Genomic DNA, 25,778 nt, shown 5'->3' on the forward strand with positions numbered 1-25,778 from the left:
TTCCATACTGCCTCTTACAATCATTTGTATAATTACTATCATATTGTTTTTATACTGCAGATTCTAACATTGTTTTCCATTTTTTTCACGTTCTTTTTCTCACACAATATATTAAATATATATCTTCAATTTATTCTAATTCTTCATTTGGTGTAGAGGCTACCTGACTGATTCGATCACTGATTTCCTGTACCTGAGAAGAAGGTTTATAATCTTTATCGTTAAATAAGTATTTGTGCAGTTCTTTTACATTGCTTTCCAAAGTAACCGGAACTCCATACCATACTCCGCCAATTTTTCCACCCCATAACTTTGTTGGGAATCCTTTGGTCTCTTCCATATTATATTTTGCCAGATAGGCTAAAATATCTGTAACTTCACCTGATGAGTAGTTGGTGCTGATCTTATCCATCATGGTATTAACAATATCAATTAATTCCATTGGATTCTTCTGTTTTGCTGTTTCAAAGACTTTCAACAGTACAGTACGCTGGCGTTCTGCACGTTTATAATCTCCCCCTGCAGTATATCGGATTCTGGAATAAGCAACAGCCTGGGTTCCATCTACTTTTTGAGTACCTGCTTCTGTAATGTGCTCTGAATCTGTCTTATCAACTTTATTTATCTCATCAATATAACCATTGATATATTTTATCTCAGAATCAGTAATATCCAGCTGAATTCCTCCAAGATCGTCAATGACCTCTGCCACATTTCCAAAATTCACGGTAATATATTTATCAATATTCAAATCAAAATTACGGTTTAATGTATCCATTGCCAGTTCCGGTCCGCCAAAAGAATGAGCATGGGTAATCTTATCCAGTCCATGTCCTTTAATATCCACATAGCAGTCACGAAATACAGATGCCACTTTAATTTCCTTAGTCTCATGATTTACATTTGCAATCATCAGAGAATCAGATCGTGTCCCCTTTCCCAGCTGTTTTGATCTGGAATCCACTCCAAAAATTGCAAAAGTCTCTGTCCCTTCTGTTAATTCCTCATGTGCTTCTGTTGTCATCTCACTTTTTAACTGCTCTTCTTTCATCTCTGCAGCTTTGTCATCTTTTGTAAAGAAAAGAACCTTAACGATAACGATACAGAGAACAGCAATAAGAGCAATCAAAATTCCATTTATAACTTTCTTTCTCTTCGAATTCATATTCTAATCCCCCTTGTATATTTTGTTGCTATTATCCGCTATTTTACTATTTTTACGAAAAAAAATTCTACTATGTACTAAATAAAAATCAATTTACATAGTTTTTACATAAATAAGAATATATTCTTAAATTCAACAATATTCTTTATAAATTAACAAAAAAAATAAAGCGGACAAGTCCGCTATCAACTTCCTATGCAACAAAAAAAGAACCGCTTCGCAGCTGTTGGATACGAAACGATTCTTCCATGAAAAGAGAGGATTAAAAAAATTATATGAAAAATTATATTTTTAGTATATCAGAATCCTCCCCTGATACAATATATTGCCTATAAACAATTCTAAAGTAATTATAAACTGTTCTTAAAAAACTAAAAATTCTTGTGAAAGTCTTCAAAAATGAACTTAGGCACACCATCATTCTCACAGCTTTCCAAAATACCGTCTGCATATTCCATGATCTCTGGAAGAGCATTGGCTGGAACATAGCTTCGATCTGCTGCCTGGAGCATTTCCAGATCGTTATAATTGTCCCCAAAAGCAACTATTTCATCCACATCTAACTGATCTGCCAGCATTTTAATCGTAGACGCTTTGGAAACACTGGAATTAAATACGTCAAGAAAATAATCATCTGCATATACATTTTTATTTAAAACACCATATATGTTTTCAGCAGTAGAGTTAATACGTGCCTGCACCCTCTTGACTTTTTCTTCCAATCCAAAAACTACACAATAAAAAGGTGTATATTGAGAATCAGGTGCAGCAAACTGTGGCATGTCTACGATACGTCCCTCATATCTGGAACGGCGTTTATTAAAATATGCCTGATCTTCCGGAGTATAAAGAGGATTATGGAACATGCAGATTTCCTCATTTTTTAACGCATACATATACCCGGTACATTTTTCTTCCCTTAGAATCTGCCCCATAATATCAATATCAGAGGCAGCAAGCTCTGCCACATAAGTATAATGCCTTGTCTGCCAGTTATACATGGCAACACCATTATTTAAAATAATAGGAATCTGGAAATTCAGATCTTTAATTCGCGGTGTGGCTGATGTAAGATTTCTTGCTGTCGCAATACTGATGATTGCTCCTTCATGGATTAACTGATTGATAGTATCCACAGCAAAAGGTGATAAGAATTCATTACTGCCAAGCAACGTTCCATCCAGATCCGATATATATAATGTTTTTTTCATCAGTAACTTCCTTTTATAAAATATCAATTGTAAAACTTAAAGCTTCATCTGCTTCAGGCTCTAATGTACGAATTCCACGTTTATGTTCAAAAATATCATCTTCATCTGTACATGTGGATGTTCCGCTCCATGGTTCAATGGCTACAAATGGACCATCATTGGCACTGGACCATACCCCGAGATAATCAAAATCTGGGAAGGTAACACAGATTCCTTTGTTCTGATCTTTGTGCTTTAAAGAAGCTTTTCTGGATTTTAACTGATCAAAAATCAATGCATCCTCATAGAATAATGAATGCTTTACAGGAAGTAGTGCAGAATCCTCCAGTACTGTTACACGATTACCATTATCAATCAATGCATCCTCATTTAATTTGGCACAGTGAGCTGTCTCCGGATATTCAAATTCCACAACATAGTCTTCAAAAGATTCTCCCTCTGAGATTGGACAATTAAAAGCAGGATGACCGCCAACACAGTATGGCATCACAACAGAATCGTGATTGATTACTTTATGAGTAATTTTCACACCGGAACCTTCCAGCTCATAAATCATCTGTAATTCAAAGTCAAAAGGATACTGCTCCTTAGTTTCCTCATCTGCCCTTAAAGAAAAGACAGCCTTTGTATCTGTACTGGAAAGTAAAGCGAATTCTTTTTTTCTTGCTATTCCATGTCGTCCAAAAGAACAGGTCTTATCTCCGGAAACAGTTGCCTTCCCGTTTCTTAAACACCCAATAATCGGAAATAAAACCGGTGCCTGTCCGCTCCAGTAATCAGGGTTACCCTGCCATAAATATTCAGTACCGGCAGAATCCTTTATGGAAATTATTTCTGCACCTAAAGACTTTAGGGTTACAGTTATAGACTGATTTGTCAGCTGAATTGTACTCATATATTTCCTCCATTCTTGAACCTCTCATCATTCAAATGACGAGAATTTTTTAAACAGGCTTCTGATAAAGCCTTATTTACCAGGCTACTTCCGTTATACCAACGGTTAGTGTTCATTAGTTCTAAGCCGCTGAAAGCCATTATCACTGGCTGACCTTTGATATAAGATAATAGATGTATTTATTATAACATGTCACAAAAGAAAAATCATCGTACCCATACAGTAAAAATCATCGTACCCGTTCCGAATCACAGTAAAAATCATCGTACCCGTTCCGAAACGCTTCCCTCGCTTTGCTCAGTCCAGATGTTTCGTCAGGGTAAGATGATTTTTATAGAATAAGAAACCTGTAGTGTATTGGGTTTCTCCTTCAAATTATTTTAAAATGACTTTTTTGTAGAGTGAGAAACCAATTGTGTGTCGGATTACTGTATGTTTCTTTCAAATTCTTCTATGGAACTTGAACGGGCAGCGGTAAATAGCCATTGTTTTAGTTTCTTTTGGTCTGTTTCCTTCATGATGATACGATTTAGATATTCAGGTACCTGTCCGGTATCAGCCAGTAGTCCTAGTATATCATCACGTCTTCCTTTTATGATTCCTATGGATTCTCCTTCAGCCCTTCCTTTTCTAATTCCTATGGATTCTCCTTCAACCCTTCCTTCTATCCTTCCTTTTTCTTTGATCTTTTGTACAACTTCGCACATAGTTACTTTTCCTCCTTTTGGAAAATTGAGTTTTAAAAACTCCTGGTCTCCTGCAAATACTGCCATGAATTTCATCATGGCATCTACATGTTTGATCTCCTGTTGGTTTCCTTCATAGTCGATGCCTTTTTTGCGTTTTACAAAATAGTCTGCTACGATTCCAAAATCACTTTGGAACATCTTCACCTGTTTTTCTTCCAGAAATGATATCTCAAATATCCTGACTGGATAATCATTCCACTGGTTTTTTAATTGGTCGTTGGCACAGATTCGTTCTTTTAGTGACCGGCTGTTTTTCCAGTGATGTCCTCCGAAATATAATACCAGGGTACAGACCGGATATGGTGGCTCCTTATGTTCTGATAGGAGCTGTCCGCGGTAGGATGCTCCATCGTATCCCATGACCCTTAATGCGATATCGTTATCTGTGGTCGTCTGGTTTTCTATCCCCAGAAGTGCATGGCGGATTTGATCCCGGACCCAGAATTTTGCGATATCTCTTTCTTGTTCATGGATAATGGAATCGTCTGCTTTGTAATGGGATATCACATTGGCTTGTACCAGTTCTTCCGGTTTTATTACTTGCCTGCCGTTATAGAGCAGGACATTGATGATATCGGCAAAAACATCTTCATAATCCAGAAAAAGCTTTTCTATCTTGTCTTTTTCTCCCATTTGTTCCTCCTTTTATTGTCTGGATATATCCAGGACATGAGAAAAAGAGGATGCCATGTATATATCCTGTTGGTATTTCTGAAAATCCGGCGGATCTGCCGTATGAAAAAAATAGATGTGATTTCAGAAAGTGTTATTAGATATATACAGTTTACAATATTTTACATTTTCGTTCAAGATATTTATATTAGTTTCTATATATTTTATATGATATCAATTTATTGGAATATTTTCAATACTTTTGAAGATATTTTTGTGACAAATCCCACAAGTCCCATTGCGGTCATCGGATGCTTTGTGTTAACCTTATATTACTTTGGGGAAATCTTATCATTTGCTGTTATATATATATTGAGGTTTGATTTATGAATTGGCATGGAAAACGGTACTATTCTTTTGATAGTTTTTTAAAAAATACCTTTGGTGAGAAAATTTATAAAGTTTCGCTGGATGGAGGTTTTACCTGTCCTAATCGGGATGGTACTCTTGGTACCAATGGCTGTATTTTCTGCAGCCAAGGCGGCTCCGGAGATTTTGCATCTGATGCCTCCCTGTCTGTCCATGAGCAGATTACACAGGGCATCTCTCTTTTGTCTAAAAAAGCTGAAACCTCTGGCTATATTGCTTATTTTCAGGCTTTTACCAACACCTATGGTCCTATTGATAAGCTTAGGAAGCTTTTTACAGAGGCCATTGATGATGAACGGATTGTTGCTCTTGCCATAGGCACACGTCCGGATTGTCTGCCTCCGAAGGTTCTTGATCTATTGGAGGAATTGAATCGGAAAAAACCGGTTTTTGTGGAACTTGGGCTTCAGACGATTCACGAAAAGACTGCCGATTTTATTCGAAGAGGATATCCTTTGTCCTGCTTTGAACAGGCTGTTTTTGATCTTGCAAAGCGAAAGATCCTTACTGTTGTGCATTTGATTCTTGGACTTCCTGGTGAAACAGATGATATGATGCTTGATTCCGTACGATACTTAAATAAATTACCGGTTCACGGTATTAAACTTTCCATGCTTCATGTACTGAAATATACGGATTTGGCAGATTTTTATAATAAAGAACCATTTCATATTTTTGAAATGGATGAATATGTACAACTTGTTTTAAAATGTATTGTAAATCTAAGAAAAGATATGGTCATTCACCGTCTCACCGGTGATGGTCCTAAAGACCTGCTGATTGCTCCCAAATGGAGCCTTCATAAAAGAAAAGTATTAAACGAAATCGCCCATCAGCTGAAAGTAAATAATCTGCATCAGGGCGACTTATTATAATATATTGTATTTTATAGCATAGATAACAGCCAGATGCTGAGAGTTGATAAGATAATTCCTGAGATTGCTCCACATAACACATCCGTCAGAAAATGTACGAAAAAATAAACTCTGGTAAATCCAATCAGTGCTGCCCATATCAATGCCAGGATTCCTACAGGCAGACAGATTACACACAAAGTAACTGCACATGCAAAAGCAACTGCGGTATGACCGGAAGGAAAAGATGATCCACATGGTCGCTTAATCAGCAATGGCACATGTTTGAATATATCACATGGACGTTTTCTCATAACCAGTGATTTTATAACCAGATTATTTACAATAGCTGTGATAATTAATACTTCCAGAAAAAGAATTCCGGAACTTCGTAAATGTGAAATCCCCAGCATACATAGTCCAATGAAAATCCAGATAGCTCCTGCATCTGCGGATTTTGTAATAAATAATAAAACTCTGTTTCGTAACGGTGTTTTGTGTTTTTGGATTCCCATAGATGTACGTATATCAAATTGAACCATTGTATTCATTGCAATCACTCTCCTTTTGTCATTATCATACCGTGTGATCTTTAAATCTATACAATGGTTCTGTTAAATTTCAAAAAAATCTTTTCAGTTTGTCTTTAGAACTGATTAATAGCAGCAAAAATAACCAGTTTTATTCTATTATTCCTTTGATTGTCTCAAGCAAATCTTCCTCTGTATTTACTTCAATATCAGGAACAATTTCCCCATCCGGCATAGGACGCCTTCTGTGATTAAACCATATCACATGCCATCCAGCTTTTTTTGCTCCAACCACATCTACCTCAAAAGTATCCCCGATAAACCATGTATCTTGTTCATCAAGCTTCATAGCTTTCTGGACAGCCTTAAATGCTCTTTCATCCGGCTTGGTATATCCGATACCATCTGATATAAACATAGTCTCTTCCTGAAACCATTGATTCAATCCAAGCTTTTTTATTTTTTTACCCTGGTTTGCAACAGTTCCATTGGTAAGAACTCCTGTAGTCACCTGATTTTTCACACAATAATCAAGTATCTTTGTGATCTTTTCCGGCACATGTATATGATCCTGATAATAACGATATCTCTCTTCAAACTGTTTTGCTTTCTGCTTTTCTACCTGAAGTCCTGCATCTGCATAGGTTTTGATAATTCTATAGGCAAATTCATCTTCCTTAGGCAGCTTTCCTTTTCTGACCATATAAAAAGCTTCATCACTATATATTCGGGAAGCTTTAAACAGTTCCTCACAATCTGCATCTGTATCCTTTTGAAAAATTTCTTTATGAGCATGTTCAAAGGGTTCCATCAGATCATACAATGTATCATCCACATCAAAAATAATATTACTCATTTAAATTAATCCTAATTTTTCCAAGGCCTGTGTTATTCCTTCTTCTTTTACAGTTCCTGTTACCATAGATGCCACTTCACCAACAGCATCACTATGACGACCCATTGCAATTCCTGTTCCAACTGCCTGCATCATTTCCACATCATTATCTGCATCTCCAAATGCATAGCTGTCTTTCTTATCAATACCCAGCTTATTGATCAGTTCTGTAACTGCATCTCCCTTTGTGACACCTTTTAATGTGATGTCAAAGAAATTCTCTCTTACATGTTTTGCACATTCAAAGTCATTAACAAATTCCTTTTTAAAGTCTTCAAACACATCCTGAGTCTTATAGTTTATTACCAGTTTTGTAATATGATGTTCTTTTTTTCTATATTTCCATGGAGCATACCATCTGTCCGGAAGATTGAATAGTCGACAGAAATAAGAAAAGAATTCTGCATCATTATGAAGATAATAAGTTACATCCTGTGTATCCATCTGAATAATCGTATCTCTTGGGAAATATTCATCAATTACTTTAAACAGTAATTCATCTGGAATAAATATATCACGGATGATTTCGCCTGCTACTTCTGTATAACTTCCATTACAGGTAATTGCACCCTGAAATTTATCAATATCAGCTTCCAGAAACCGTTTTGTACGTCCTGAACATAACATTGTTAAATATCCGTTTTCGTCAAGTTTCTTCAGGGATTCAACTGTTTTTGGAGTTGCTGTCTTAATTCTGTCTACTTCATCAACAGTTGTTCCATCATAATCAAAAAATACAACACCTTTATATTGTTTCATAATTCCTCTTTTCTTTTTAAATTGATGCTAATATCTCGTTTAAAATTTTATTTACGATTCCAGGATCTGCTTTTCCTTGTGTTGCTTTCATTGTCTGTCCTACCAGGAATCCGATAGCTTTTTTCTTTCCTGCCTTATAATCTTCTACAGATTTTGGATTGTTTGCGACAATTTCTTCAATTGTCTTGCGAAGTGCACCTTCGTCATTCATGGATTTTAATCCATGTTCTTCTACATAGGCAGCCGGATCTATATTTTCTTTGAAAATCTTTTCAAAAACATCTTTTCCAACTTTTCGATTGATTTCACTCTTCTTGATCATTTCAATGAGTTTTGCAAGATTTTCCGGTGCAAATGCCACATCATCAATATCCATTTCTGATTCATTGACAAGACGCATTGTCTCACCCATTAACCAGTTGGAAACCTCTTTTGGATCTGATCCCAATGCAATGGTTGCTTCAAACAGATCCGCAAGATGTTTTGAACCTGTAATAATATCAATATCATAATCAGGAAGATCATACTCTTCTTTGTATCTAACTTTCTTTTCATCACGGAATTCAGGCTGCGCCGCTTTGATCTGTGCAATCCATTCATCACTGATTTCCACAGGAACCAGATCTGGATCTGGGAAATAACGATAATCCTGTGCATCTTCTTTGGAACGCATAGCATATGATGACCCTTTCGTATCATCCCATCGTCTGGTTTCCTGAACAACCTGCTCCCCGGATTCAATCAGATCAATCTGTCGGTTCATTTCCCCTTCAATGGCTCTGCTGATTGCCTTAAAGGAGTTTAAGTTCTTCATTTCCGTACGTGTTCCAAATTCCTCGGTACCGGCTTCACGAACAGAAAGGTTAACATCCGCTCTCATGGATCCTTCCTGGAGCTTACAGTCAGACGCACCAAGATACTGAATGATCAGACGTAATTTTTCAAGATAAGCGATAACCTCATCTGCACTGCGCATATCCGGTTCAGACACGATTTCGATCAATGGCACACCAGAACGGTTAAAGTCTACTAAAGAATCTCCTGTCCATGGATCATGAATCAGTTTTCCTGCATCTTCTTCCATATGGATTTCATGAATACGGACATCCTTTTTCACTCCATCCACTTCAATCTCAACTTTACCATTTCTGCAGATTGGAAGATATAACTGAGAAATCTGATAGTTCTGCGGATTATCAGGATAAAAATAGTTTTTACGGTCAAATTTACAATTCTGGGTAATATCACAGTTGGTAGCCAGTCCTACTGCTGTAGCATATTCTACAACCTGCTTGTTTAAAACCGGAAGTGAACCTGGCATTCCGGTACATACCGGACATGTATGGGTATTTGGTGCACCACCGAACTCTGTACTGCATCCACAGAAAATCTTTGTTTTTGTTGCTAATTCCACATGGACTTCCAGTCCAATGACTGTCTCATATTGTTTACTCATTATCTGGCACCTCCTTTTGCAATTTCCGGAGCCTCATATTCTCTGGTCTGTTCAAATGCATAGGCTGCACGAATTACATTTTTCTCCTTAAAACAGTCTCCGATGATCTGAAGTCCGATTGGCATTCCATGACTGTCTTTTCCGCATGGGAGGGACATTCCCGGAAGACCTGCCAGATTTACAGAAATTGTATAAATATCTCCTAAATACATCTTGATCGGATCACTTAAACTGTCTCCAAGTTTTGGAGCTGTTGTCGGTGCTACCGGTCCTAAAATAACATCATATTTTGCAAAAGCTTTATCAAATTCTTTTTTGATCAGGGCTTTTGTCCTTAGAGCTTTCAGATAATATGCATCATAATATCCTGAACTTAATACAAAGGATCCCAGCATGATACGACGTTTTACTTCCGGTCCGAATCCCTCGGAACGAGTCTTTTTGTACATATTATGAAGTCCTTCATAATCTTTGGCACGATATCCGTATTTTACTCCGTCGAAACGTGAAAGGTTGGAACTTGCCTCTGCTGATGCAATTACATAATAAGCAGGGATCGCATACTCTACCAGTCCAAGATCAAATTCTTCTACGATGGCACCTTTTTCTTCTAATTTTTTCGCTGCTGATAATACAGCATCTTTCACTTCAGGATCCAGTCCTTCTCCAAAATAGTCCTTTGGAATACCGATCTTCATTCCTTTTACATCGTCTACCAGTGCAGATGTAAAATCATATTCATCCAGTTTTACAGAAGTTGAGTCTTTTGGATCATGAGATGCAATAGCTTCCAGTAATGTAGCACAGTCTGTTACATCTTTCGCAATCGGTCCAATCTGATCCAGAGAAGAACCATATGCAATCAATCCATAACGGGAAACTGTTCCGTATGTTGGTTTCATTCCTGTAACACCACAATAGGAAGATGGCTGACGAATAGATCCACCTGTATCAGATCCAAGTGCCATAAAACATTCATTAGCTGCAACTGCGGCAGCAGATCCTCCTGAAGATCCACCAGGTACCTTATTTAGATCCCATGGATTCTTTGTTACACCATAAGCTGATGTCTCAGTAGTACTTCCCATGGCAAATTCATCCATATTTGTCTTTCCAAGGAATACCACACCTTCTTTGATCAGATTCTCTATAGCCTGTGCAGAGTAAGTCGGTACAAAATTTTCCAGGATTTTTGAACTACAGGTAGTCTTATAACCTTTTGTACAGATATTGTCTTTGATTGCCATAGGAACACCGGCTAACGGACCTGTATAGGTTCCATCGTCGATTCCTTTCTGAACTTCTTCGGCTCTTTTCAAAGCACTTTCTTCGTCGTATGAAACATAACCATGCACATCCGCATCCACGGTTTTGATCTGTTCCAGTACAGCCTTGGTTGCTTCTACAACCGTAATCTCTTTATCTTTAATCTTTTTGCCTAATTCCACGGCAGTTAAATCTAAAATACTCATTTCTGCCTCCTATACGATTGTCTTCGGTACAACAAAAGAATGATCCTGTTCTTCTGGTGCATTTGCTAAAGTATCTTCGCTTCCGTCTCCATTTGCCACCACATCTTCACGGAACACATTGTGTACCGGGAATACATGAGACATAGGTTCAACCCCGCTGGTATCTAATTCATTTAACTTATCTACATAATCAAGCATGCTTTCCATGTCTTTTTTTGCCTGTTCCTTTTCTTCACCGGATAACTCCAGCTTCGCAAGGATTCCAACATATTCGATTGTTGCATCATCAATATGGTTTGCCATGTTTTCTCCTCCTGATATTTTCTTATGGAATTAATGTTAACATAATTTTTGTATTTTTCAAACAATAACCCTATGGTTTAGAACTTTTTTCCCCATTATTATGAAAATGGTAGCATACTTTTTCTGTAAATGCAAACAAGGAAGCCACTTAGGCTTCCCTGCTTCTGAATAAAATTTAGGATTATTTCTTTAATACAATTTTGTTTTTTTCTGGAAAAGCCCGAAGGGTCATAACTTCTTCTCCTCCATTGATATATATTTCCAAAAACGTATTATCATAATATAGACTAAGACTTGAAATGGTGCCTTCTTTTGTCTGTAATCTGCGGACATATCCGTATTCTTCTGAAATCTTATGCAAAAGATTGGTTCTATCTGCTGTGATGTATCCATTCACAGGATCAATTTCGATAGTCAGGCAGTCTCCATCTTCTCCGATCTGTATGCCGGTACAGGATTCTTTTGTCAGATCCAGATGTAATTTCCATGTTTTTTCAGAAATCTCCCTGCTTTCGAACTGACTGGAAATTTCCTCCGGAATGGTCTGATATAGTTTCCCATTTTTTACAGATAAAATTCGAGGCATTGTCAATGCATGAATCCACATGTCTTCCTTTGCATATGGAAGATCCTGGACCCCACATCCAAACCATGCAAACATCATTGGCTGCTTATTCTCACCATAAAATGCCTGAGGTGCATAGAAATCAAATCCTTTATCGATTTCATCATAGCTTTCAACATGAAATTTCATATTTTCCAGATCAAGTTCCCCAATAAAATACAAACTGGAAAATTCATTATGATAGCGGTCTCCTTCTGGTTCACGTCCCATAAGAGACAGGAATAATACGTCTTTACCATCCACCTGAATGTAGGAAGGACATTCAAACATATATCCCATTTCCATACCATCAACATGTACGTCTACTGTTCCCTGGTACTCCCAGTGGAACAGATCCTCGCTTTTGTAAAGAAGAAGTTTTGCTTCACCGGAAATACTTCCTCCCCCAAGGAACATATAGTAAGCACCATCTTTTTTAAACACAAATGGATCTCTGATTTCCCCAATGAGACCTTCCGGTTTTTCATCGATGATAGGGTTACCCTCATATTTATGTAAGGAACCATCTTCCTCCAGCCATGCCATCGCCTGTTTCGGTACTTTTCCCTGTTCAGTCTTATAGTTAGCTGTATAATACAAATATAATCTGTTATCTGCTTCTATAGAATTTCCGGAATAACATCCATTTTTCTCATATTCCTGATCAGGAATCAGTATTTCATCAGACCATTTCCAGTCAGAAAGATTTTCTGAGGACACATGTGCCCAATGTTTCATTCCATGTTCCGGACCAAATGGAAACCACTGATAAAAAACATGGTACTTTCCTTTGAAATATGCAAGTCCATTTGGATCATTCATGAGTCCGCATGGAGGGTGGATGTGAAATTTCGGATGTCGGGGAGTTTTGCTGCAATACTCCATCAGCTGACCAATATATTCTTTATGCTCTTTTTTTAATGCTGTATATTTTTCAACTTTTAAAAATTCCATTTTATTCTCCAACAATGTCTTTTCCTGCTGTTACTTTGATTCCTGATTTAAAGTTCACCGGATTCCGGTTACCTTCATCTGTTTTTACAAATACAACAACCGGATTCAATCCTTTTGCTTCAATTTTAGCTTTATCAAATGATAATAACTTATCTCCTGCCTTGACTTTATCTCCTACTTTTACAAAGCACTGGAATCCATCTCCATTCATGGATACTGTGTCAATTCCCACATGGATCAAATATGTCATATTATTTTTTACACGAATTCCTACCGCATGATTGGATCCTTCCATTACTGTACAAATTTCACCGTCTGCAGGTGCAATTACTGTTTCATTTTCCGGGATGATTCCAATACCATCACCTAAAATCTTTTCAGAAAATACTCCATCTTTTATATCTTCAACAGGAATGACTGTTCCATCAACCACTGCTTTTACACTAACTTTTGCTGTTTCATCAAGCTCTATAGATTCTGCTTCTTCTGTTTCATCTTCTTCGTCTTCCTCTTCTTCTTTTGGAACACCTTTTGTTTTATCATAAAGAAGAATAAATACAATTGGAAGTACAAAAGCAATCAGGTTACCAATCACATAAAATATTAATTTATCTGGAACAACCAGTAATAATCCAAGAACACCTGTTAATCCCTGTCCAATGGCACGAACACCTGCAAGTTTCATAAATGCTCCACCGAATCCGGCTCCAAGACATGCACATACAAATGGGATCACTGAATATTTAAGGTTTACTGCGAAGATTGCCGGTTCAGAAATACCTACTAATGTAGGAACAAAACTTGATACTGCAATATCTCTGTCTTTTGAATGCTTTTTCGCAAGGAAATACATTCCCATGGCTCCTCCACCCTGTGCAATGATAGACACAGACCAGATTGCCTGAATATAGTTAAATCCTGTTGTAGCAATTAAGTTAGCTTCGATACCCTGAATTGCCTGATGAGTACCGGTTACTACTAACGGCTGAAGCATAGCTGCAAAGAAAAATGCTCCAAATGCACCTAAACGATTATAAAGAATATCAATTAAACCTGCCAGACCATTTCCGATGAGATTACCAACTGGTCCAAATACAGTGAACAATACCACGTTGGCACAAAGAATAGTAATTGTTGGTACCAGAACAAATGAAACAACCTGTGGTACATGTTTCTGAGCGATTTTCTCTACTTTAGACATAAACCATGCAGTTAAGATTGCAGGGAAAACTCCACCCTGATATGCAACTTTTGCAATTGCCAGAGGCCCAAAATTCCAGTACTCTGCCTGAGATGGGTCCAATACAAAGGCATTACGATTCATAAGATTTGGATGAACCATAACGATACCAACTAAAATACCGAGAATTGGATTTCCGCCAAATCGTTTTACAGCACTGTACATTACCAGAATTGGGAGGTAATCAAAAGTTGTTGCAATAATAGCCAGGAAATCAGCAATATCAGCAATCAGTTTGCTCTGATCAACTAGGGCACCTTCTAAACCAAACATTCCTTCTGCTGTTAATAAAGCTTTTACACCAATAATAATCGCTACTGCAACGAATGCAGGAATAATCGGAATAAAGATATCTGAGAAAACTTTGAATACCTGCTGTACTTTTCCCATTTTGCTGACACCTTCTGCTTTAGCATCAGACTGTGATAATTCTTTGGCACCGGTTAACTCAATAAATGCATCATACACATTGTTTACAGTTCCTGTACCAAAAATAATCATCAGCTGTCCACTGTTAAAGAGAACTCCTTTAACACCATCAATTTTTTCCAGTTTCTTTCTGTTGTATTTTGTTTCATCATTTAAGATCAAACGTAATCTTGTGACACAGTGGGTCGCACCTTTGATGTTTTCCACCCCACCGATCTGATCTACAACCTCTTGTGCAATCTTTTTGTAATCCACTTTCTTTTCCTTTCTTAATCTTTCTTGACTACTTTTGAAAGTTTAGTATTTTCAGTTATTATTTCACCATCTGTTACGGTCAGTGCCAATGCCATTCCAGGTTTCTCATAAAATCTCACATTTAATGCAGTTCCATTCACATACAAAGTTGCAATATCATCTTCGATGATTAATTGTACATGATAATCCTGACCGGCTTCAAGTTTTACCGGTCTCTCCAGTCCTGTATTAAAGCACTGATACCAAGGATAATTTGGACATTTATCAAAAACAACTTTGTTCTTTCCAACATAAAAACGGAATTCATAAGATACTCCGGTTTCCATATCTTCATAGAATTTCAAAGAAAATTCTCTTGTTCCTTCTGCAAATTTTAAAGTTGTTTTAAATACAGCTGTTGTCCCTGTATCTTCACAAAGAATCTTTTCATCTTTTGTGTCAATCGTTTTCATACAAGGGTTAAATAAATCCTTCCACTCCACAAAAGCTTCCATCATGCTATCTAAAGGTTTTACCCCTAAAGTCCCATCTTCTCTTTGGAATACTTCATGTGGTACGAAGGTTCCTCCCCATAAATATGAATTTTTATCCTGCTGACCATCTTTTGTTGGAACCCATCCAAATAATACTCTGCGTTTTCCATCAAAAGCTGTTCTTCCTGCATAATAAGCTCTTCCATCAAAAGCATCATCTGTCGTTGCAGTCCATGGCCCGTATAAATCCCTGCTCATGCGATAATGAATTTTATTCTCATCACTATACTCAGAAAATACCAAATACCACCAGTCTCCCATTTTAAACAGTTCCGGCATTTCAAACATAGTGTAGATTCCAGGTGACCAAAAGTCTCCTTTGAATTCCCATGTTTTCAGATCTTTTGATGTGAAATGAACCAGACGTCCTGTCTGCTTTCTCTTGTCTTCACCTTTCCTTGCTCCAAGAATCAAAAGATATTCTTCTCTTTCGTCATCCCATATGACAAATGGATCTCTCCAGTTTCGCTTATCATATCCTTCCTGCGGTGGAATTTCTAAAGCTTCTTTTGATTTCTCCCATGAGATTCCATCAGAGCTGGTTGCGTGAAGCAATGTTTGTGATGTCTTTCCTGCTTTTAAGAATTCTCTGTTATATCCTGTATAAAATGCATGAAAACATCCCTCTGCTTCAAAAACACTTCCTGCATAAATAAACTGGTCTGCCTCCTGGTCTGTTCCTCGTTTTAGGCTTTCTCCGTAATCTTTATAATTTACGAAATTTTCTGTTGTTGCCAGTGACCACCCAAACGGCTCTCCGAATGGACCCGGATTTCTTGTATCACGTTGATGATATATATAAAATCTACCATCTTTGCCATACGGCATGATATCACCCACCCAAATTCCATTTGGCTGATAATACAATTTATACATAGTCTTCTCCTTTCCTTGTTTCCTTGATGTCCTTATTATATGTCAACCGTTTTCATATGTCAATCGTTTTCGTAACGTCATTTTGACCAAACTATCATAGGTTTTTTTGTAAAAAAAGTACAAAAAAGGGAGAAATCTTAACTATTCCTCCCTTTCATTTCTTATGTTGTTTCTCCCTCCAGTAATCTTACCGGTAAATCAAGACAACTTTGGCTTTCTTTTCCTTCGATTAAATCAATCAGTTTTTCCACTGCAACCCGTGCAATTTCTTTTGTGGGCTGCTGTATGGTCGTTAATTCCGGAACAAATCCTACAACTTCTTTCGTTCCATCTACCCCGATTACCTTTAAATCTTCTGGTATTCGTATTCCTTTCTGCCTTGCAATATGCAGGACTATAATAGCTAGAGAATCATCTCCGGCAAACACTCCATCAATTTCCGGATGGCCATTGAGCATATCATAGATTATTTTCTGCTTCTCCACATATTCTTTTACAAATGGTACTTCCAGTATCAATGGTTCATAACCTGACTTTTTCATCTCATCGATATATGCCTGACTTCTTTGATTACCTGGCATTTTCAGTTTACTGTTACCACGAATGCATAAAATATTACGGCACCCTTTTTCCAGCAAATGCCTTGTTGCCATCCGTCCCACTTCATAGTTATCACAGGATACGATTGGAACATTCTCACCTAAAAACCTGTCTATACCTACAACCGGCATTTTCAATTTAGAATAATCTTCCACTACCATGTTATGAGTTCCCACGATCATCCCATCTACCTGATTTCTGCGCAGCATATCAATATATTTCTTTTCTGTTTTCAACTGATTCTTACTGTTGCATAAAAGCATTTTGTAATTCTGCTGTGAAAGAAAGTACTCTACCTGTTCCACAACCTCAGCATGGAAAGGGGCTGTTACTGTGGGTACAATGACTCCTACAAAATATGTTCGATTATTCAATAATGCTCTGGCTATTTCATTGGGATAATAATTTATCTCCTCCATGGCTGCATATACTTTTTGTCTGGTCTCTTCACTGATATATCCTCGGTTGTTGAGAACCCGGGATACTGTCGTAGGTGAAACCCCAGCCACTTTTGCCACATCTTTAATTCCAGGTTTCATTTTACACTTCCAATTCTATACTATTTAAAGAATTCCATCTTCTCTTAACATTTTTCCTGCTTCTATATATTCCGGAACACTATCTGCAATATATTGCTTTTCTTCTTCCGTTAAAGGTCTTTTCACCTTTGCCGGACTTCCCATAACGAGCATTCCATCGGGAATTACAGTGTTCTGGGTAATAAGACTTCCTGCACCGATCAGACATCCTTTTCCGACTTTTGCACCGTTCATTATAATGGATCCCATTCCAATCAAAGTGCCGTCACCGATTTCACATCCGTGAATCACACAATTATGTCCAACAGTAACACCATCTCCGATTTTAACTCCAAATCCTTCATCCACATGAATCGTACAATTTTCCTGAATGTTACTTTGTCGACCGATTTCTATGGTCTGAGGATCTTCTGCACGCATGACAGTATAAAACAAAACTGTTGTTTCATCTCCAATGGTGATATCCCCAAGCAGTATTGTTTCCTTTGCTACGCTTGCAGTTTCTGAAATCTTTGCCTTTTTATAATTCATTACTTCCCATCTTTCTTATTTTTTTTATTATTCTGAGAGTAATTCATTCTTCCTTCTTTCCAGCCATACTTATCTGTATTATCCCAATCCAGATTGTCACCGAAAATATAACGTGTCTCCCATAACAGGCTGGCTGTTGGAACAATAACCCAGAAAGTTCTGGAATTGCTGGTCATAAGGAAATCCAGGAAATTCACTCCCATAAAATGCAACACAAGTACAATGGCCCATAAGATAATCAGCCAATATGTAATATTATATACCTGTGGCATATCTCTTCCCATTTCTTTACCAAAATAGAATCTTTCTAAACTTAAAATCACAGATGAAAAAACTGTCATCTGGATACAGATTTTATAAAAAACTGCACCATCCATATGCTTTCCAATAAACATTCCAAAGAATGCAATGATGAACATAACGATCAGACATGCCCATAAAATCTTCTCCAGCTTACCTTTTACATTGATCTCCTGTTTGTTTTTTGCGTTACCTTTCATAAATACACCTCAATCTTTGCTTTCAATTAGCAGTAATATTCCTTCCTTGTAGTAAATACTACCCTCATCCTTTTCCAGCTCATTGCTGATTCCCCAGGACTCATGAAATACAAGTGTATCATTATTTAGAGGATATTTAAACCCCTTTAATGTTACTCCTTTAGCTTCATATACGGGAATCAGTGAAATATATTTTCCAAACTGGCCCTCTCGCCGGATTTTCCGACCATTTTTTACCACGGAAATTCGGTTGCATGGATCGACAATCTGAGCAAAAACTCCATGTCTGGCAGCAAAAACCAGTTGCCCCATGTTTCCCATAACATGATCAAGTCTTGTTCCAGTGGCTCCAAGAATCAGAATCTCATCTGCCCCCATCTCAATTGCTTTCTGCATTGCCAAACCTGTATCGGTATCATCTTTTTCGCATGGTACCAGTATTTTTTGTTCTGTAGAGAATTCGTCCATAACTGTTTTATCACAGCTGTCAAAATCTCCAAGAATCACATCAGGCTCAATGCCACATTGACGGGCGTAAACCAGTCCTTTATCTGCCGTAATGATCTGATCCGGCTTCCATTGTTTTATATAAGAGCAGGCGAAAGCCAAATCTAGGCTTCCACCTGTCAAAATCAATATTTTCATTACCATTTTCTCTTTTCTTTTAATTCTGTATAAATATTTACATAGTTGTCATAGCGAATCTGGCTTATTTTTCCTTCTTCCAATGCCTTCTTCACACCGCAGTCAGGTTCGTGTGTGTGACTGCATCCCTGAAAACGGCATTGTCCCTCATAAGGAGTAAATTCCTGAAAATACTCTCTAATCTCATCTTCTTCAAAAGTATGGATAAACAGGGAACTAAATCCCGGTGTATCAAGTACAAATGTGTTTTCTTCAATACAAATCAGTTCAGAATGTCTTGTAGTATGCTTCCCGCGTTTAATCTTTTCACTGACTGCTCCGGTCTCCATATTTGCCTCCGGCTGCAGAAGATTCATCAGTGATGACTTGCCTACTCCGGAAGGACCGGCCAGTACTGTCGTCTTTCCTCGGATCAGATTTCGAATTTCTTCGATTCCTTCTTCTTTTCTGACACTGATAAACATAACCTTATGTCCGCAGTTTTCATATGTCTGATCCAGCAACGCCAGTTCTTTTTCTTTTGCAAGATCCATTTTATTGAAACAGACAATAACCGGAATCTGCTGCTTTTCCATCATCATAAGAAAACGGTCCAGCAGATTATAATTAGGCTTTGGATTTCTGGCAGCAAATACTACCAGTGCCTGATCTACATTTGCAACAGCAGGACGGATCAGCTCATTGGTACGTGGCAGAATCTCTGTAATATTTCCTTCCAGATCAGTTTCATCTAAAATATCAATATCCACATTATCTCCTACCAGCGGCTTGATCTTCTTGTTACGGAAAATGCCTTTTGCCTTACATTGATAAATTTTATCTCCTGTTTGTACGTAGTAAAAACCTGCTATTCCTTTAATGATCTTTCCCTGCATGAATATCTTACACTCCTGCTATTCTTCTGTATCCTGCATTTCTTCTGTCTCAGTGGTTTGTGGACGTTCTCCAAGGCTGATTACGATTCCAACAGCTGTTCCTTTGGAAACCTTTCTTCCTTTTGTAATTGACTGACGGATAACCTGTCCTTTTTCAACCTCACTGTTATATTCTTTTGAAACACTTCCAAGCTTCAATCCCATTCTTTGAAGCTGCTGTTTTGCTTCTGACTGGGTATAATATCTCAGATCAGGCACCTGAACCTGATTGCTTCCTTTGCTTACAACAATAGTAACTGTAGAAGATTTGGAAAGTTTCACCCCTCCTGAAGGAGACTGTGATATTACATAACCTTCTGATACAGTAGAACTATATTCAGATTCCACAAGAACATTAAACCCGAGATTTTTCAATGTCTTTGTTGCCGTTGACTGAGTTTCTCCCGTCACATCAGGAACTGAAGCTTTATTCTCTCCTGAACTTACAGTGAGAATAATGACTCTCCCTTTTTCAACCTCCGTATCTCCTTCAATACTCTGGCTGATAACCTGTCCTGCCTCATACCGGCTGGACTGTTCCTCTTTTGTTGTAATCTTGAGATTATCTCCGATTTCTTCTTCTGCCCGGGATAAAGACATTCCTACAACATTCGGCACTGTATATTTTTCACTTTCTGTTTTCTCTGCAGTAGTTGTCACTTCCAAAGTAGCAGAGCTGGGTTCGTCTCCGGATTTAAACACACCGGAACTTTTGATAACAAATACAATAATAGAAACCAGGATAATTGCACCTACAACAGCTGCCAGTACAATGACCAGTTTCTCCAGCTTGGAATTCATTCCCTCATCTTCGTCATCATCCGGATCTAAATATGCATTTTCATCATCTGCTGCTGTATGATTCTCTATCTGGTTTTTCAATTCATCCTGATCCATCATAATCGTTGGAGAATCATCAATCATCGGAACAACACCAACGTAGTCTCCAGAAGTATCTTCAAAGACCAGTTTCAGATCCTGAATCAGTTCCTCTGCAGTCTGATAACGTTCTTCCGGCTTCTTCATGGTACATTTTAAAATGATCTTCTCCAGGCTGTTTGGAATATTTTCTATCAGCTCACTTGGAGGAGTAATCTCATTCTGAAGGTGCATTAGTGCAATGGTTACTCCATTTTCATGATCAAACGGCACCTGCCCGGTTACCATTTCATACATGGTAATCCCCAGAGAGTAAATATCACTTTTCTCATCGCAAAAACGTCCTTTTGCCTGCTCTGGCGAAATATAATGAACAGATCCAATGGCGGTTGCTGTGGACGTAACAGTATTACTGTTTGCAGCTTTTGCAATTCCAAAATCCGTTACTTTAATATTTCCAGTCTCAGAAATCAAAATATTCTGTGGTTTAATATCACGATGAATTATATGATTTTTATGAGCATGGGCAATAGCCGATGCAATCTGAATAGAAATATCAACCGTTTCTTTGGCTGATAAATATCCCTTTCTGCGAATGTATTCTTTTAATGTAATACCTTCTGCCAGTTCCATTACTATATAATTAATTCCATCTTCTGCTCCTACATCATAGATATTGACTATATTAGGATGTATCAGACTTGCAATAGCCTGAGCTTCAGTCTGGAATTTCTTTATAAATTTCTCGTCGTCAACATATTCTTTTTTCAGTACTTTTACTGCTACTTTTCTATTTAATTTATGGTCTTTTGCCATATAGACATCTGCCATTCCACCGACACCAATCCTTTTGAGGATTTCATAACGGCCGCCTAGCATTGCACCTATATCCAACATCTGTTTTCACCTCATTTCTTCAAATCAACGATCACCAGTGAAATGTTGTCCTTGCCGCCATATTCATTGGCTCGTCCCACCATCTGGCTGACTTTGTTTTCCAACTGGCTGTGATCTAACAGAAGTTCTCTAATTTCATCATCATCTAACATATTGGTCAATCCATCACTGCATAACAGCAAATAGCCCTCCTTGGCTTCAAACTGAAAAAAGTCAGGTTCAGCTGATGCTGCTCCGACAGCTCTGGTAATTAAATTCTTTTTCGGATGAAGCCTGCTCTGATCTCTCCTGATGGCACCGGCTTGAACCAGTTCCTCCACATAAGAATGATCTACGGTAATCTGACACAGATCTCTGGCTCCATAATATAATCTGCTGTCACCGATATTCATAACTGTTACAGCGGAACCGGAAACTGTTGCTGCTACAATGGTCGTACCCATTCCTGCATAAGCTTCATCTTCCCTGCATTTTTTTAAAATTTCTTCATTAACTTTTGAAACTGACATCTTCATGACTTCTATTGGATCTTTTTCTTCGGATTGTTCAATTTCCTCAACAAAACGGCGCACCGTATATGAAGACGCATATCCTCCAGCCTGGTGTCCCCCCATACCATCAGCGACAATATAAAGATTATTCAGTTTTCCCACTGGCTGGTCACTAAAGAAAATCTTATCCTGATTTTCTGATCTGACTTTTCCAATATGTGAAGCTCCTACGGATCGCATATTCGTTCTCCTTTACATTTCTGATTGCAGTTTCTTTCTTCTAAGCTGTCCACAGGCGGCATTGATATCTGCGCCCATTTCTCTTCTTATGGTAACATTTACACGATTTTTTTCAAGTATCTTTTTAAAGTGCTTAACAGATTCTGGTAAAGATTGTTTAAAATCTCTTTCTTTAATAGGATTTACCGGTATCAGATTCACATGACACGGAAAGCCTTTTAAACGCCTGCATAACTCCTGCGCATGCTCCGGCTGGTCATTGACTCCTGCTACCAGGCTATATTCAAAGGTCATTCGACGATTTGTCTCTTGAAAATAGTATTTACAAGCATCAAAAAGCTCATCCATTGAATATTTTCTGGCAATAGGCATCAGTTCCTGACGCATCAGATCATTTGGTGAATGGAGAGAAATCGCCAGCGTGATCTGTAAATGCTTCTGGGCAAGTTCTCTTATTTTAGGGACAATTCCACAGGTTGAGATTGTAAGATTTCTCTGACTGATATTCAATCCATTTTCTGAAGTAATTAACTCCAGAAAACGAAGTACATTTTCAAAATTATCCATAGGCTCCCCTGTGCCCATCATAACAACATTGGATACCCGCTCCCCTGTATCCTTCTGAATAAAATAAATCTGACTTAACATTTCAGATGGTTCCAGATTACGGTCCAGTCCTCCAAGGGTAGATGCACAAAACCGGCATCCCATTCTACAACCCGCCTGTGATGAAATACAGACAGAATTACCGTGCTTATATTTCATCAATACACTTTCTATAATATTTCCATCATGAAGTTCAAACAGATATTTTCTTGTTCCATCCAGCTTTGAAACATAACAATCTACCATTTTTACACCGTAGATCTCAGCGTTTTCTTCTATTTTTTCCTTAAGTTTTTTGGGAATATTATTCATCTCATCTAAAGAAAATGCCAATCGTTTATGCATCCAGTCATACAACTGTTTCCCACGAAATTTCTTTTCTCCGATTGATTCCACAAAAGCTTCCAGCTGAGGAAGCGTCATTGATTTTAAATCCATCCTATTGTCTCCTTAGTTTTCCAATAAAAAATCCATCACAAGGATGAACTCCCGGAAGCAGCTGAATATATCCCTTTCGGGCAGTTTCCATTTTTATCACATCTGGCAGATTTTCCATAAAATCTACTGGAGTAAACCCTGAAATTTCCCTGATCCAATGGAAATTTTCTTCATTCTCTGCCGGATTTATGGTACATGTACTATAAATCAATGTGCCGCCCGGTTTTACATATTTAACAGCATTGGTCAAAATCTCTCTTTGAAGATTGACCAGTGAATCTAAACTATCCTTTGAAATATTATACTTAATATCATTCTTTTTTGCCATGATACCAAGACCTGAACATGGAAGATCTGCTATCACCACATCTGCTTTCCCAATCATCTCTTCATCCAGATTTCTTGCATCAAAAACCTCTGCACAAATATTGGAAAGTTCTGTTCTCTCAATATTTTCCTCGATCAGATCTGTCTTATACTCTGTCAGATCTCTGGCAATTACTTTTCCTGTTCCTTCCATCTGGTCAGCAGTATATAAAGCTTTCCCCCCTGGTGCACTGCATACATCCAGTACCAGCTGTCCTTTTTCTACTTCTGCCAGAGAGGCCGCCAGCATAGAGCTTTCATCCTGAACGATACATTTTCCGTCTCGAAAGGCATCCAGACAATATAAAAAATCATAATCAGAAATTCTAATAGCATTTTTTACTATAATACCATCTTCTACAGTGACACCTTCTTCTGCCAGTTCCTTTTTTAAGGCATCCTTTGTTCCTCTGGAAATCAGGCAGCAAAGGGATGTGCTCCTTTCTTCTAAATAAGAAGCTGCTATTTTCTCTACTGTTTCAAAATCATATGTCTCAAGAAAGAATTCAATAATCCACTGCGGCATAGAATATATAACAGACAAAAACAGCACCGGATCCTTTTCACAGGATGGCCATTTGATTTCTTTCTGTTTTCTGCTGATATTTCTCAATACACCATTTACAAAACCGGATAATCTTGCAAAACCTCTTTTTTTTGCCAGTTTTACTGATTCATTACATGCAGCTGAATCTGGAATCTGGTCCATATAAAGGATCTGGTAGGTTCCCATTCGAAGCAATGCACGAATCAGCGGTTTACACTTGCGAACCGGAGTTTTTGAAAACTGATTGATCACATAATCAATGGTCAGCTGGCGCTCCAGCGTTCCTTCTGTTAATCTGGTAAAAAATGCCCTGTCTCTTTTTGGTGAAAACTGATATTTCTCCAGCACATTTCCAATGGCAATATGGGATAGTTCTTCCTTCTTGTCAACTTTTATTAATACATCAAGGGCACATTCTCTTGGATTATCCATCTTACTCTCCTAGCTTTGTTCCTGTTTCCACATGATATCCAAGGAGAAATGCTGAGACTTTCATACGTTTCTTTCCTGCCAGCTGTATTTCTTTTAATGCCAGCGCACCTTCTCCCGTTGCTGCAACAATGGCTTCCTTTGTCACATCTACAATAGTTCCCGGCTCTGCATCTCCATCATATGGGGTTACATCTGCATCCCACAACTTCATTGTCTTTCCATCCATGGATGTATAAGCACTTGGCCATGGATTCAGTCCACGAATCAATCGTTCAATTTCTACTGCAGATTTGGAAAAATCCACCTGTCCCATATCTTTTGTAAGCATTTTTGCATAACAGCTAAGACTGTCATCCTGTTTTGTGCGGACAGCCGTTCCATTTTCCAGTTTTTCTAATGTTTCCAGCAAAAGATCTGCTCCCATGACCATTAATTTGTCATGAAGAGATCCTGCTGTTTCCTTTGGATCCAGAGTAAGTTCCACTTTATCGATCATATCTCCTGTATCCAGACCCTTTTCCATATACATTGTAGTAATCCCTGTTTTTTCTTCTCCATCCAGTACGGACCACTGAATCGGTGCCGCTCCGCGATATTTCGGAAGAAGGGAACCATGAACATTAATACATCCATACTTTGGAATATTCAGGATACTTTCCGGCAGTATCTGTCCGTAAGCAACAACCACGATAACATCCGGATTCAGATCTCTTAAAACAGAAACAAATTCCTCTTCTCTGGTCTTTACAGGCTGATATACCGGAAGATCATATTCCACAGCTTTTTCTTTTACCGGTGGAAACTGGACTTTTTTCCCTCTTCCACGCTGCTTGTCCGGCTGTGTTACAACACCGATCACCTGATGATGATCAATCAATGCCTGCAGTGTTGGTACTGCAAACTCCGGAGTTCCCATAAATACGACTTTCATA

24 protein-coding genes are annotated in these 25,778 nt (G+C 38.0%); 1 reads left to right on the top strand and 23 read right to left on the bottom strand.

All coding sequences use genetic code 11. The features are described 5' to 3' along the window. Positions 1-130: 130 nt before the first annotated feature. From KTB61_RS10990 to KTB61_RS11005, 4 genes are all read right to left on the bottom strand, one after another. Complete coding sequence (locus KTB61_RS10990) at positions 131-1,165, bottom strand: LCP family protein (RefSeq protein WP_216697491.1); 1,035 nt, start codon at positions 1,163-1,165, stop codon at positions 131-133. Positions 1,166-1,536: 371 nt separating this feature from the next. After that, the gene (locus KTB61_RS10995) at positions 1,537-2,376 is read right to left on the bottom strand and encodes an HAD family hydrolase (RefSeq protein WP_216697492.1); all 840 of its coding nucleotides are present in this window, start codon (positions 2,374-2,376) and stop codon (positions 1,537-1,539) included. Positions 2,377-2,389: 13 nt separating this feature from the next. Further along, positions 2,390-3,271, bottom strand: coding sequence for an aldose 1-epimerase family protein (locus KTB61_RS11000; protein WP_075759345.1), 882 nt, complete (start codon positions 3,269-3,271; stop codon positions 2,390-2,392). A gap of 425 nt (positions 3,272-3,696) precedes the next feature. Beyond that, complete coding sequence (locus KTB61_RS11005) at positions 3,697-4,653, bottom strand: Rpn family recombination-promoting nuclease/putative transposase (protein WP_216697493.1); 957 nt, start codon at positions 4,651-4,653, stop codon at positions 3,697-3,699. Positions 4,654-5,018: 365 nt separating this feature from the next. Between KTB61_RS11005 and KTB61_RS11010 the strand changes: the two genes are divergently transcribed. Next, entirely contained in the window at positions 5,019-5,936 is a 918-nt protein-coding gene (locus KTB61_RS11010; protein WP_216697494.1) for a TIGR01212 family radical SAM protein, read from the top strand. Between the two features lie 11 nt (positions 5,937-5,947). Here the strand turns inward: KTB61_RS11010 and KTB61_RS11015 are convergent, their stop codons facing one another. The 19 genes from KTB61_RS11015 to fmt all read right to left on the bottom strand — a co-directional run bounded on the left by KTB61_RS11015 (position 5,948) and on the right by fmt (position 25,777). Then, positions 5,948-6,466, bottom strand: coding sequence for a phosphatase PAP2 family protein (locus KTB61_RS11015; RefSeq protein WP_083638319.1), 519 nt, complete (start codon positions 6,464-6,466; stop codon positions 5,948-5,950). Between the two features lie 130 nt (positions 6,467-6,596). After that, complete coding sequence (locus tag KTB61_RS11020; RefSeq protein ID WP_075759348.1) at positions 6,597-7,301, bottom strand: HAD family hydrolase; 705 nt, start codon at positions 7,299-7,301, stop codon at positions 6,597-6,599. Next, a complete protein-coding gene (locus tag KTB61_RS11025) occupies positions 7,302-8,099 on the bottom strand; it encodes a Cof-type HAD-IIB family hydrolase (RefSeq protein ID WP_216697495.1) in 798 nt (265 codons plus the stop codon). Positions 8,100-8,115: 16 nt separating this feature from the next. Continuing rightward, positions 8,116-9,555, bottom strand: a complete 1,440-nt coding sequence (gene gatB, locus KTB61_RS11030; protein ID WP_075759350.1) for an Asp-tRNA(Asn)/Glu-tRNA(Gln) amidotransferase subunit GatB — start codon at positions 9,553-9,555, stop codon at positions 8,116-8,118. Continuing rightward, positions 9,555-11,027 (bottom strand): Asp-tRNA(Asn)/Glu-tRNA(Gln) amidotransferase subunit GatA, encoded by a 1,473-nt coding sequence (gene gatA, locus KTB61_RS11035; protein ID WP_216697496.1) that lies wholly within the window; start codon positions 11,025-11,027, stop codon positions 9,555-9,557. The genes gatB and gatA overlap by 1 nt, the downstream gene beginning before the upstream one ends. A gap of 9 nt (positions 11,028-11,036) precedes the next feature. After that, on the bottom strand, positions 11,037-11,330 hold the full coding sequence (gatC, locus tag KTB61_RS11040; RefSeq protein WP_075759352.1) for an Asp-tRNA(Asn)/Glu-tRNA(Gln) amidotransferase subunit GatC: 294 nt from the start codon (positions 11,328-11,330) through the stop codon (positions 11,037-11,039). Positions 11,331-11,511: 181 nt separating this feature from the next. Then, on the bottom strand, positions 11,512-12,888 hold the full coding sequence (locus KTB61_RS11045) for a glycoside hydrolase family 32 protein (protein ID WP_216697497.1): 1,377 nt from the start codon (positions 12,886-12,888) through the stop codon (positions 11,512-11,514). A 1-nt stretch (position 12,889) separates the two neighbouring features. Continuing rightward, the gene (locus KTB61_RS11050) at positions 12,890-14,812 is read right to left on the bottom strand and encodes a PTS beta-glucoside transporter subunit IIBCA (RefSeq protein WP_216697498.1); all 1,923 of its coding nucleotides are present in this window, start codon (positions 14,810-14,812) and stop codon (positions 12,890-12,892) included. A 14-nt stretch (positions 14,813-14,826) separates the two neighbouring features. Continuing rightward, positions 14,827-16,221 (bottom strand): family 43 glycosylhydrolase, encoded by a 1,395-nt coding sequence (locus KTB61_RS11055; RefSeq protein WP_216697499.1) that lies wholly within the window; start codon positions 16,219-16,221, stop codon positions 14,827-14,829. A gap of 161 nt (positions 16,222-16,382) precedes the next feature. Continuing rightward, positions 16,383-17,360 (bottom strand): LacI family DNA-binding transcriptional regulator, encoded by a 978-nt coding sequence (locus KTB61_RS11060; protein WP_216697500.1) that lies wholly within the window; start codon positions 17,358-17,360, stop codon positions 16,383-16,385. Between the two features lie 24 nt (positions 17,361-17,384). Then, complete coding sequence (locus KTB61_RS11065) at positions 17,385-17,891, bottom strand: gamma carbonic anhydrase family protein (protein WP_075759357.1); 507 nt, start codon at positions 17,889-17,891, stop codon at positions 17,385-17,387. Next, positions 17,891-18,391, bottom strand: coding sequence for a hypothetical protein (locus KTB61_RS11070; RefSeq protein WP_075759358.1), 501 nt, complete (start codon positions 18,389-18,391; stop codon positions 17,891-17,893). Before KTB61_RS11070 ends, KTB61_RS11065 begins: the two co-directional genes overlap by 1 nt. A gap of 9 nt (positions 18,392-18,400) precedes the next feature. Continuing rightward, the gene (locus tag KTB61_RS11075) at positions 18,401-19,036 is read right to left on the bottom strand and encodes a thiamine diphosphokinase (protein WP_230973731.1); all 636 of its coding nucleotides are present in this window, start codon (positions 19,034-19,036) and stop codon (positions 18,401-18,403) included. Next, positions 19,036-19,911 carry a ribosome small subunit-dependent GTPase A gene (gene rsgA, locus KTB61_RS11080; protein WP_075759360.1) on the bottom strand — a complete coding sequence of 292 codons (876 nt, stop codon included), beginning with the start codon at positions 19,909-19,911 and terminating at the stop codon, positions 19,036-19,038. Before rsgA ends, KTB61_RS11075 begins: the two co-directional genes overlap by 1 nt. An 18-nt stretch (positions 19,912-19,929) precedes the next feature. Then, complete coding sequence (gene pknB / locus KTB61_RS11085; RefSeq protein WP_216697501.1) at positions 19,930-21,726, bottom strand: Stk1 family PASTA domain-containing Ser/Thr kinase; 1,797 nt, start codon at positions 21,724-21,726, stop codon at positions 19,930-19,932. Between the two features lie 11 nt (positions 21,727-21,737). After that, positions 21,738-22,457 carry a Stp1/IreP family PP2C-type Ser/Thr phosphatase gene (locus KTB61_RS11090; protein WP_216697502.1) on the bottom strand — a complete coding sequence of 240 codons (720 nt, stop codon included), beginning with the start codon at positions 22,455-22,457 and terminating at the stop codon, positions 21,738-21,740. 12 nt (positions 22,458-22,469) lie between these two features. Next, the gene (rlmN, locus tag KTB61_RS11095) at positions 22,470-23,501 is read right to left on the bottom strand and encodes a 23S rRNA (adenine(2503)-C(2))-methyltransferase RlmN (protein WP_075759363.1); all 1,032 of its coding nucleotides are present in this window, start codon (positions 23,499-23,501) and stop codon (positions 22,470-22,472) included. Position 23,502: 1 nt separating this feature from the next. Continuing rightward, complete coding sequence (gene rsmB / locus KTB61_RS11100; protein ID WP_216697503.1) at positions 23,503-24,846, bottom strand: 16S rRNA (cytosine(967)-C(5))-methyltransferase RsmB; 1,344 nt, start codon at positions 24,844-24,846, stop codon at positions 23,503-23,505. A 1-nt stretch (position 24,847) separates the two neighbouring features. After that, positions 24,848-25,777: a methionyl-tRNA formyltransferase gene (fmt, locus tag KTB61_RS11105; protein WP_216697504.1), complete on the bottom strand. Its 930-nt coding sequence runs from the start codon at positions 25,775-25,777 to the stop codon at positions 24,848-24,850. Between the last annotated feature and the right edge of the window lies 1 nt (position 25,778).

Source organism: Anaerostipes faecalis (assembly GCF_018982945.1).
Lineage (GTDB): Bacteria > Bacillota > Clostridia > Lachnospirales > Lachnospiraceae > Anaerostipes > Anaerostipes faecalis.

Bases quoted from the DNA above. Each gene is read 5' to 3' on its own strand.
- KTB61_RS11010 (WP_216697494.1), top strand. From the start codon at position 5,019: ATGAATTGGCATGGAAAACGGTACTATTCTTTTGATAGTTTTTTAAAA.
- rlmN (WP_075759363.1), bottom strand. From the start codon at position 23,501: ATGGATTTAAAATCAATGACGCTTCCTCAGCTGGAAGCTTTTGTGGAA.
- gatA (WP_216697496.1), bottom strand. From the start codon at position 11,027: ATGAGTATTTTAGATTTAACTGCCGTGGAATTAGGCAAAAAGATTAAA.
- KTB61_RS11060 (WP_216697500.1), bottom strand. From the start codon at position 17,360: ATGAAACCTGGAATTAAAGATGTGGCAAAAGTGGCTGGGGTTTCACCT.
- KTB61_RS11045 (WP_216697497.1), bottom strand. From the start codon at position 12,888: ATGGAATTTTTAAAAGTTGAAAAATATACAGCATTAAAAAAAGAGCAT.
- KTB61_RS10990 (WP_216697491.1), bottom strand. From the start codon at position 1,165: ATGAATTCGAAGAGAAAGAAAGTTATAAATGGAATTTTGATTGCTCTT.
- fmt (WP_216697504.1), bottom strand. From the start codon at position 25,777: ATGAAAGTCGTATTTATGGGAACTCCGGAGTTTGCAGTACCAACACTG.
- KTB61_RS11055 (WP_216697499.1), bottom strand. From the start codon at position 16,221: ATGTATAAATTGTATTATCAGCCAAATGGAATTTGGGTGGGTGATATC.
- KTB61_RS11065 (WP_075759357.1), bottom strand. From the start codon at position 17,891: ATGAATTATAAAAAGGCAAAGATTTCAGAAACTGCAAGCGTAGCAAAG.
- KTB61_RS11015 (WP_083638319.1), bottom strand. From the start codon at position 6,466: ATGAATACAATGGTTCAATTTGATATACGTACATCTATGGGAATCCAA.
- KTB61_RS11000 (WP_075759345.1), bottom strand. From the start codon at position 3,271: ATGAGTACAATTCAGCTGACAAATCAGTCTATAACTGTAACCCTAAAG.
- KTB61_RS11070 (WP_075759358.1), bottom strand. From the start codon at position 18,391: ATGAAAGGTAACGCAAAAAACAAACAGGAGATCAATGTAAAAGGTAAG.
- KTB61_RS10995 (WP_216697492.1), bottom strand. From the start codon at position 2,376: ATGAAAAAAACATTATATATATCGGATCTGGATGGAACGTTGCTTGGC.
- gatB (WP_075759350.1), bottom strand. From the start codon at position 9,555: ATGAGTAAACAATATGAGACAGTCATTGGACTGGAAGTCCATGTGGAA.
- KTB61_RS11005 (WP_216697493.1), bottom strand. From the start codon at position 4,653: ATGGGAGAAAAAGACAAGATAGAAAAGCTTTTTCTGGATTATGAAGAT.
- KTB61_RS11025 (WP_216697495.1), bottom strand. From the start codon at position 8,099: ATGAAACAATATAAAGGTGTTGTATTTTTTGATTATGATGGAACAACT.
- KTB61_RS11075 (WP_230973731.1), bottom strand. From the start codon at position 19,036: ATGAAAATATTGATTTTGACAGGTGGAAGCCTAGATTTGGCTTTCGCC.
- rsmB (WP_216697503.1), bottom strand. From the start codon at position 24,846: ATGGATAATCCAAGAGAATGTGCCCTTGATGTATTAATAAAAGTTGAC.
- gatC (WP_075759352.1), bottom strand. From the start codon at position 11,330: ATGGCAAACCATATTGATGATGCAACAATCGAATATGTTGGAATCCTT.
- KTB61_RS11020 (WP_075759348.1), bottom strand. From the start codon at position 7,301: ATGAGTAATATTATTTTTGATGTGGATGATACATTGTATGATCTGATG.
- rsgA (WP_075759360.1), bottom strand. From the start codon at position 19,911: ATGCAGGGAAAGATCATTAAAGGAATAGCAGGTTTTTACTACGTACAA.
- pknB (WP_216697501.1), bottom strand. From the start codon at position 21,726: ATGTTGGATATAGGTGCAATGCTAGGCGGCCGTTATGAAATCCTCAAA.
- KTB61_RS11090 (WP_216697502.1), bottom strand. From the start codon at position 22,457: ATGCGATCCGTAGGAGCTTCACATATTGGAAAAGTCAGATCAGAAAAT.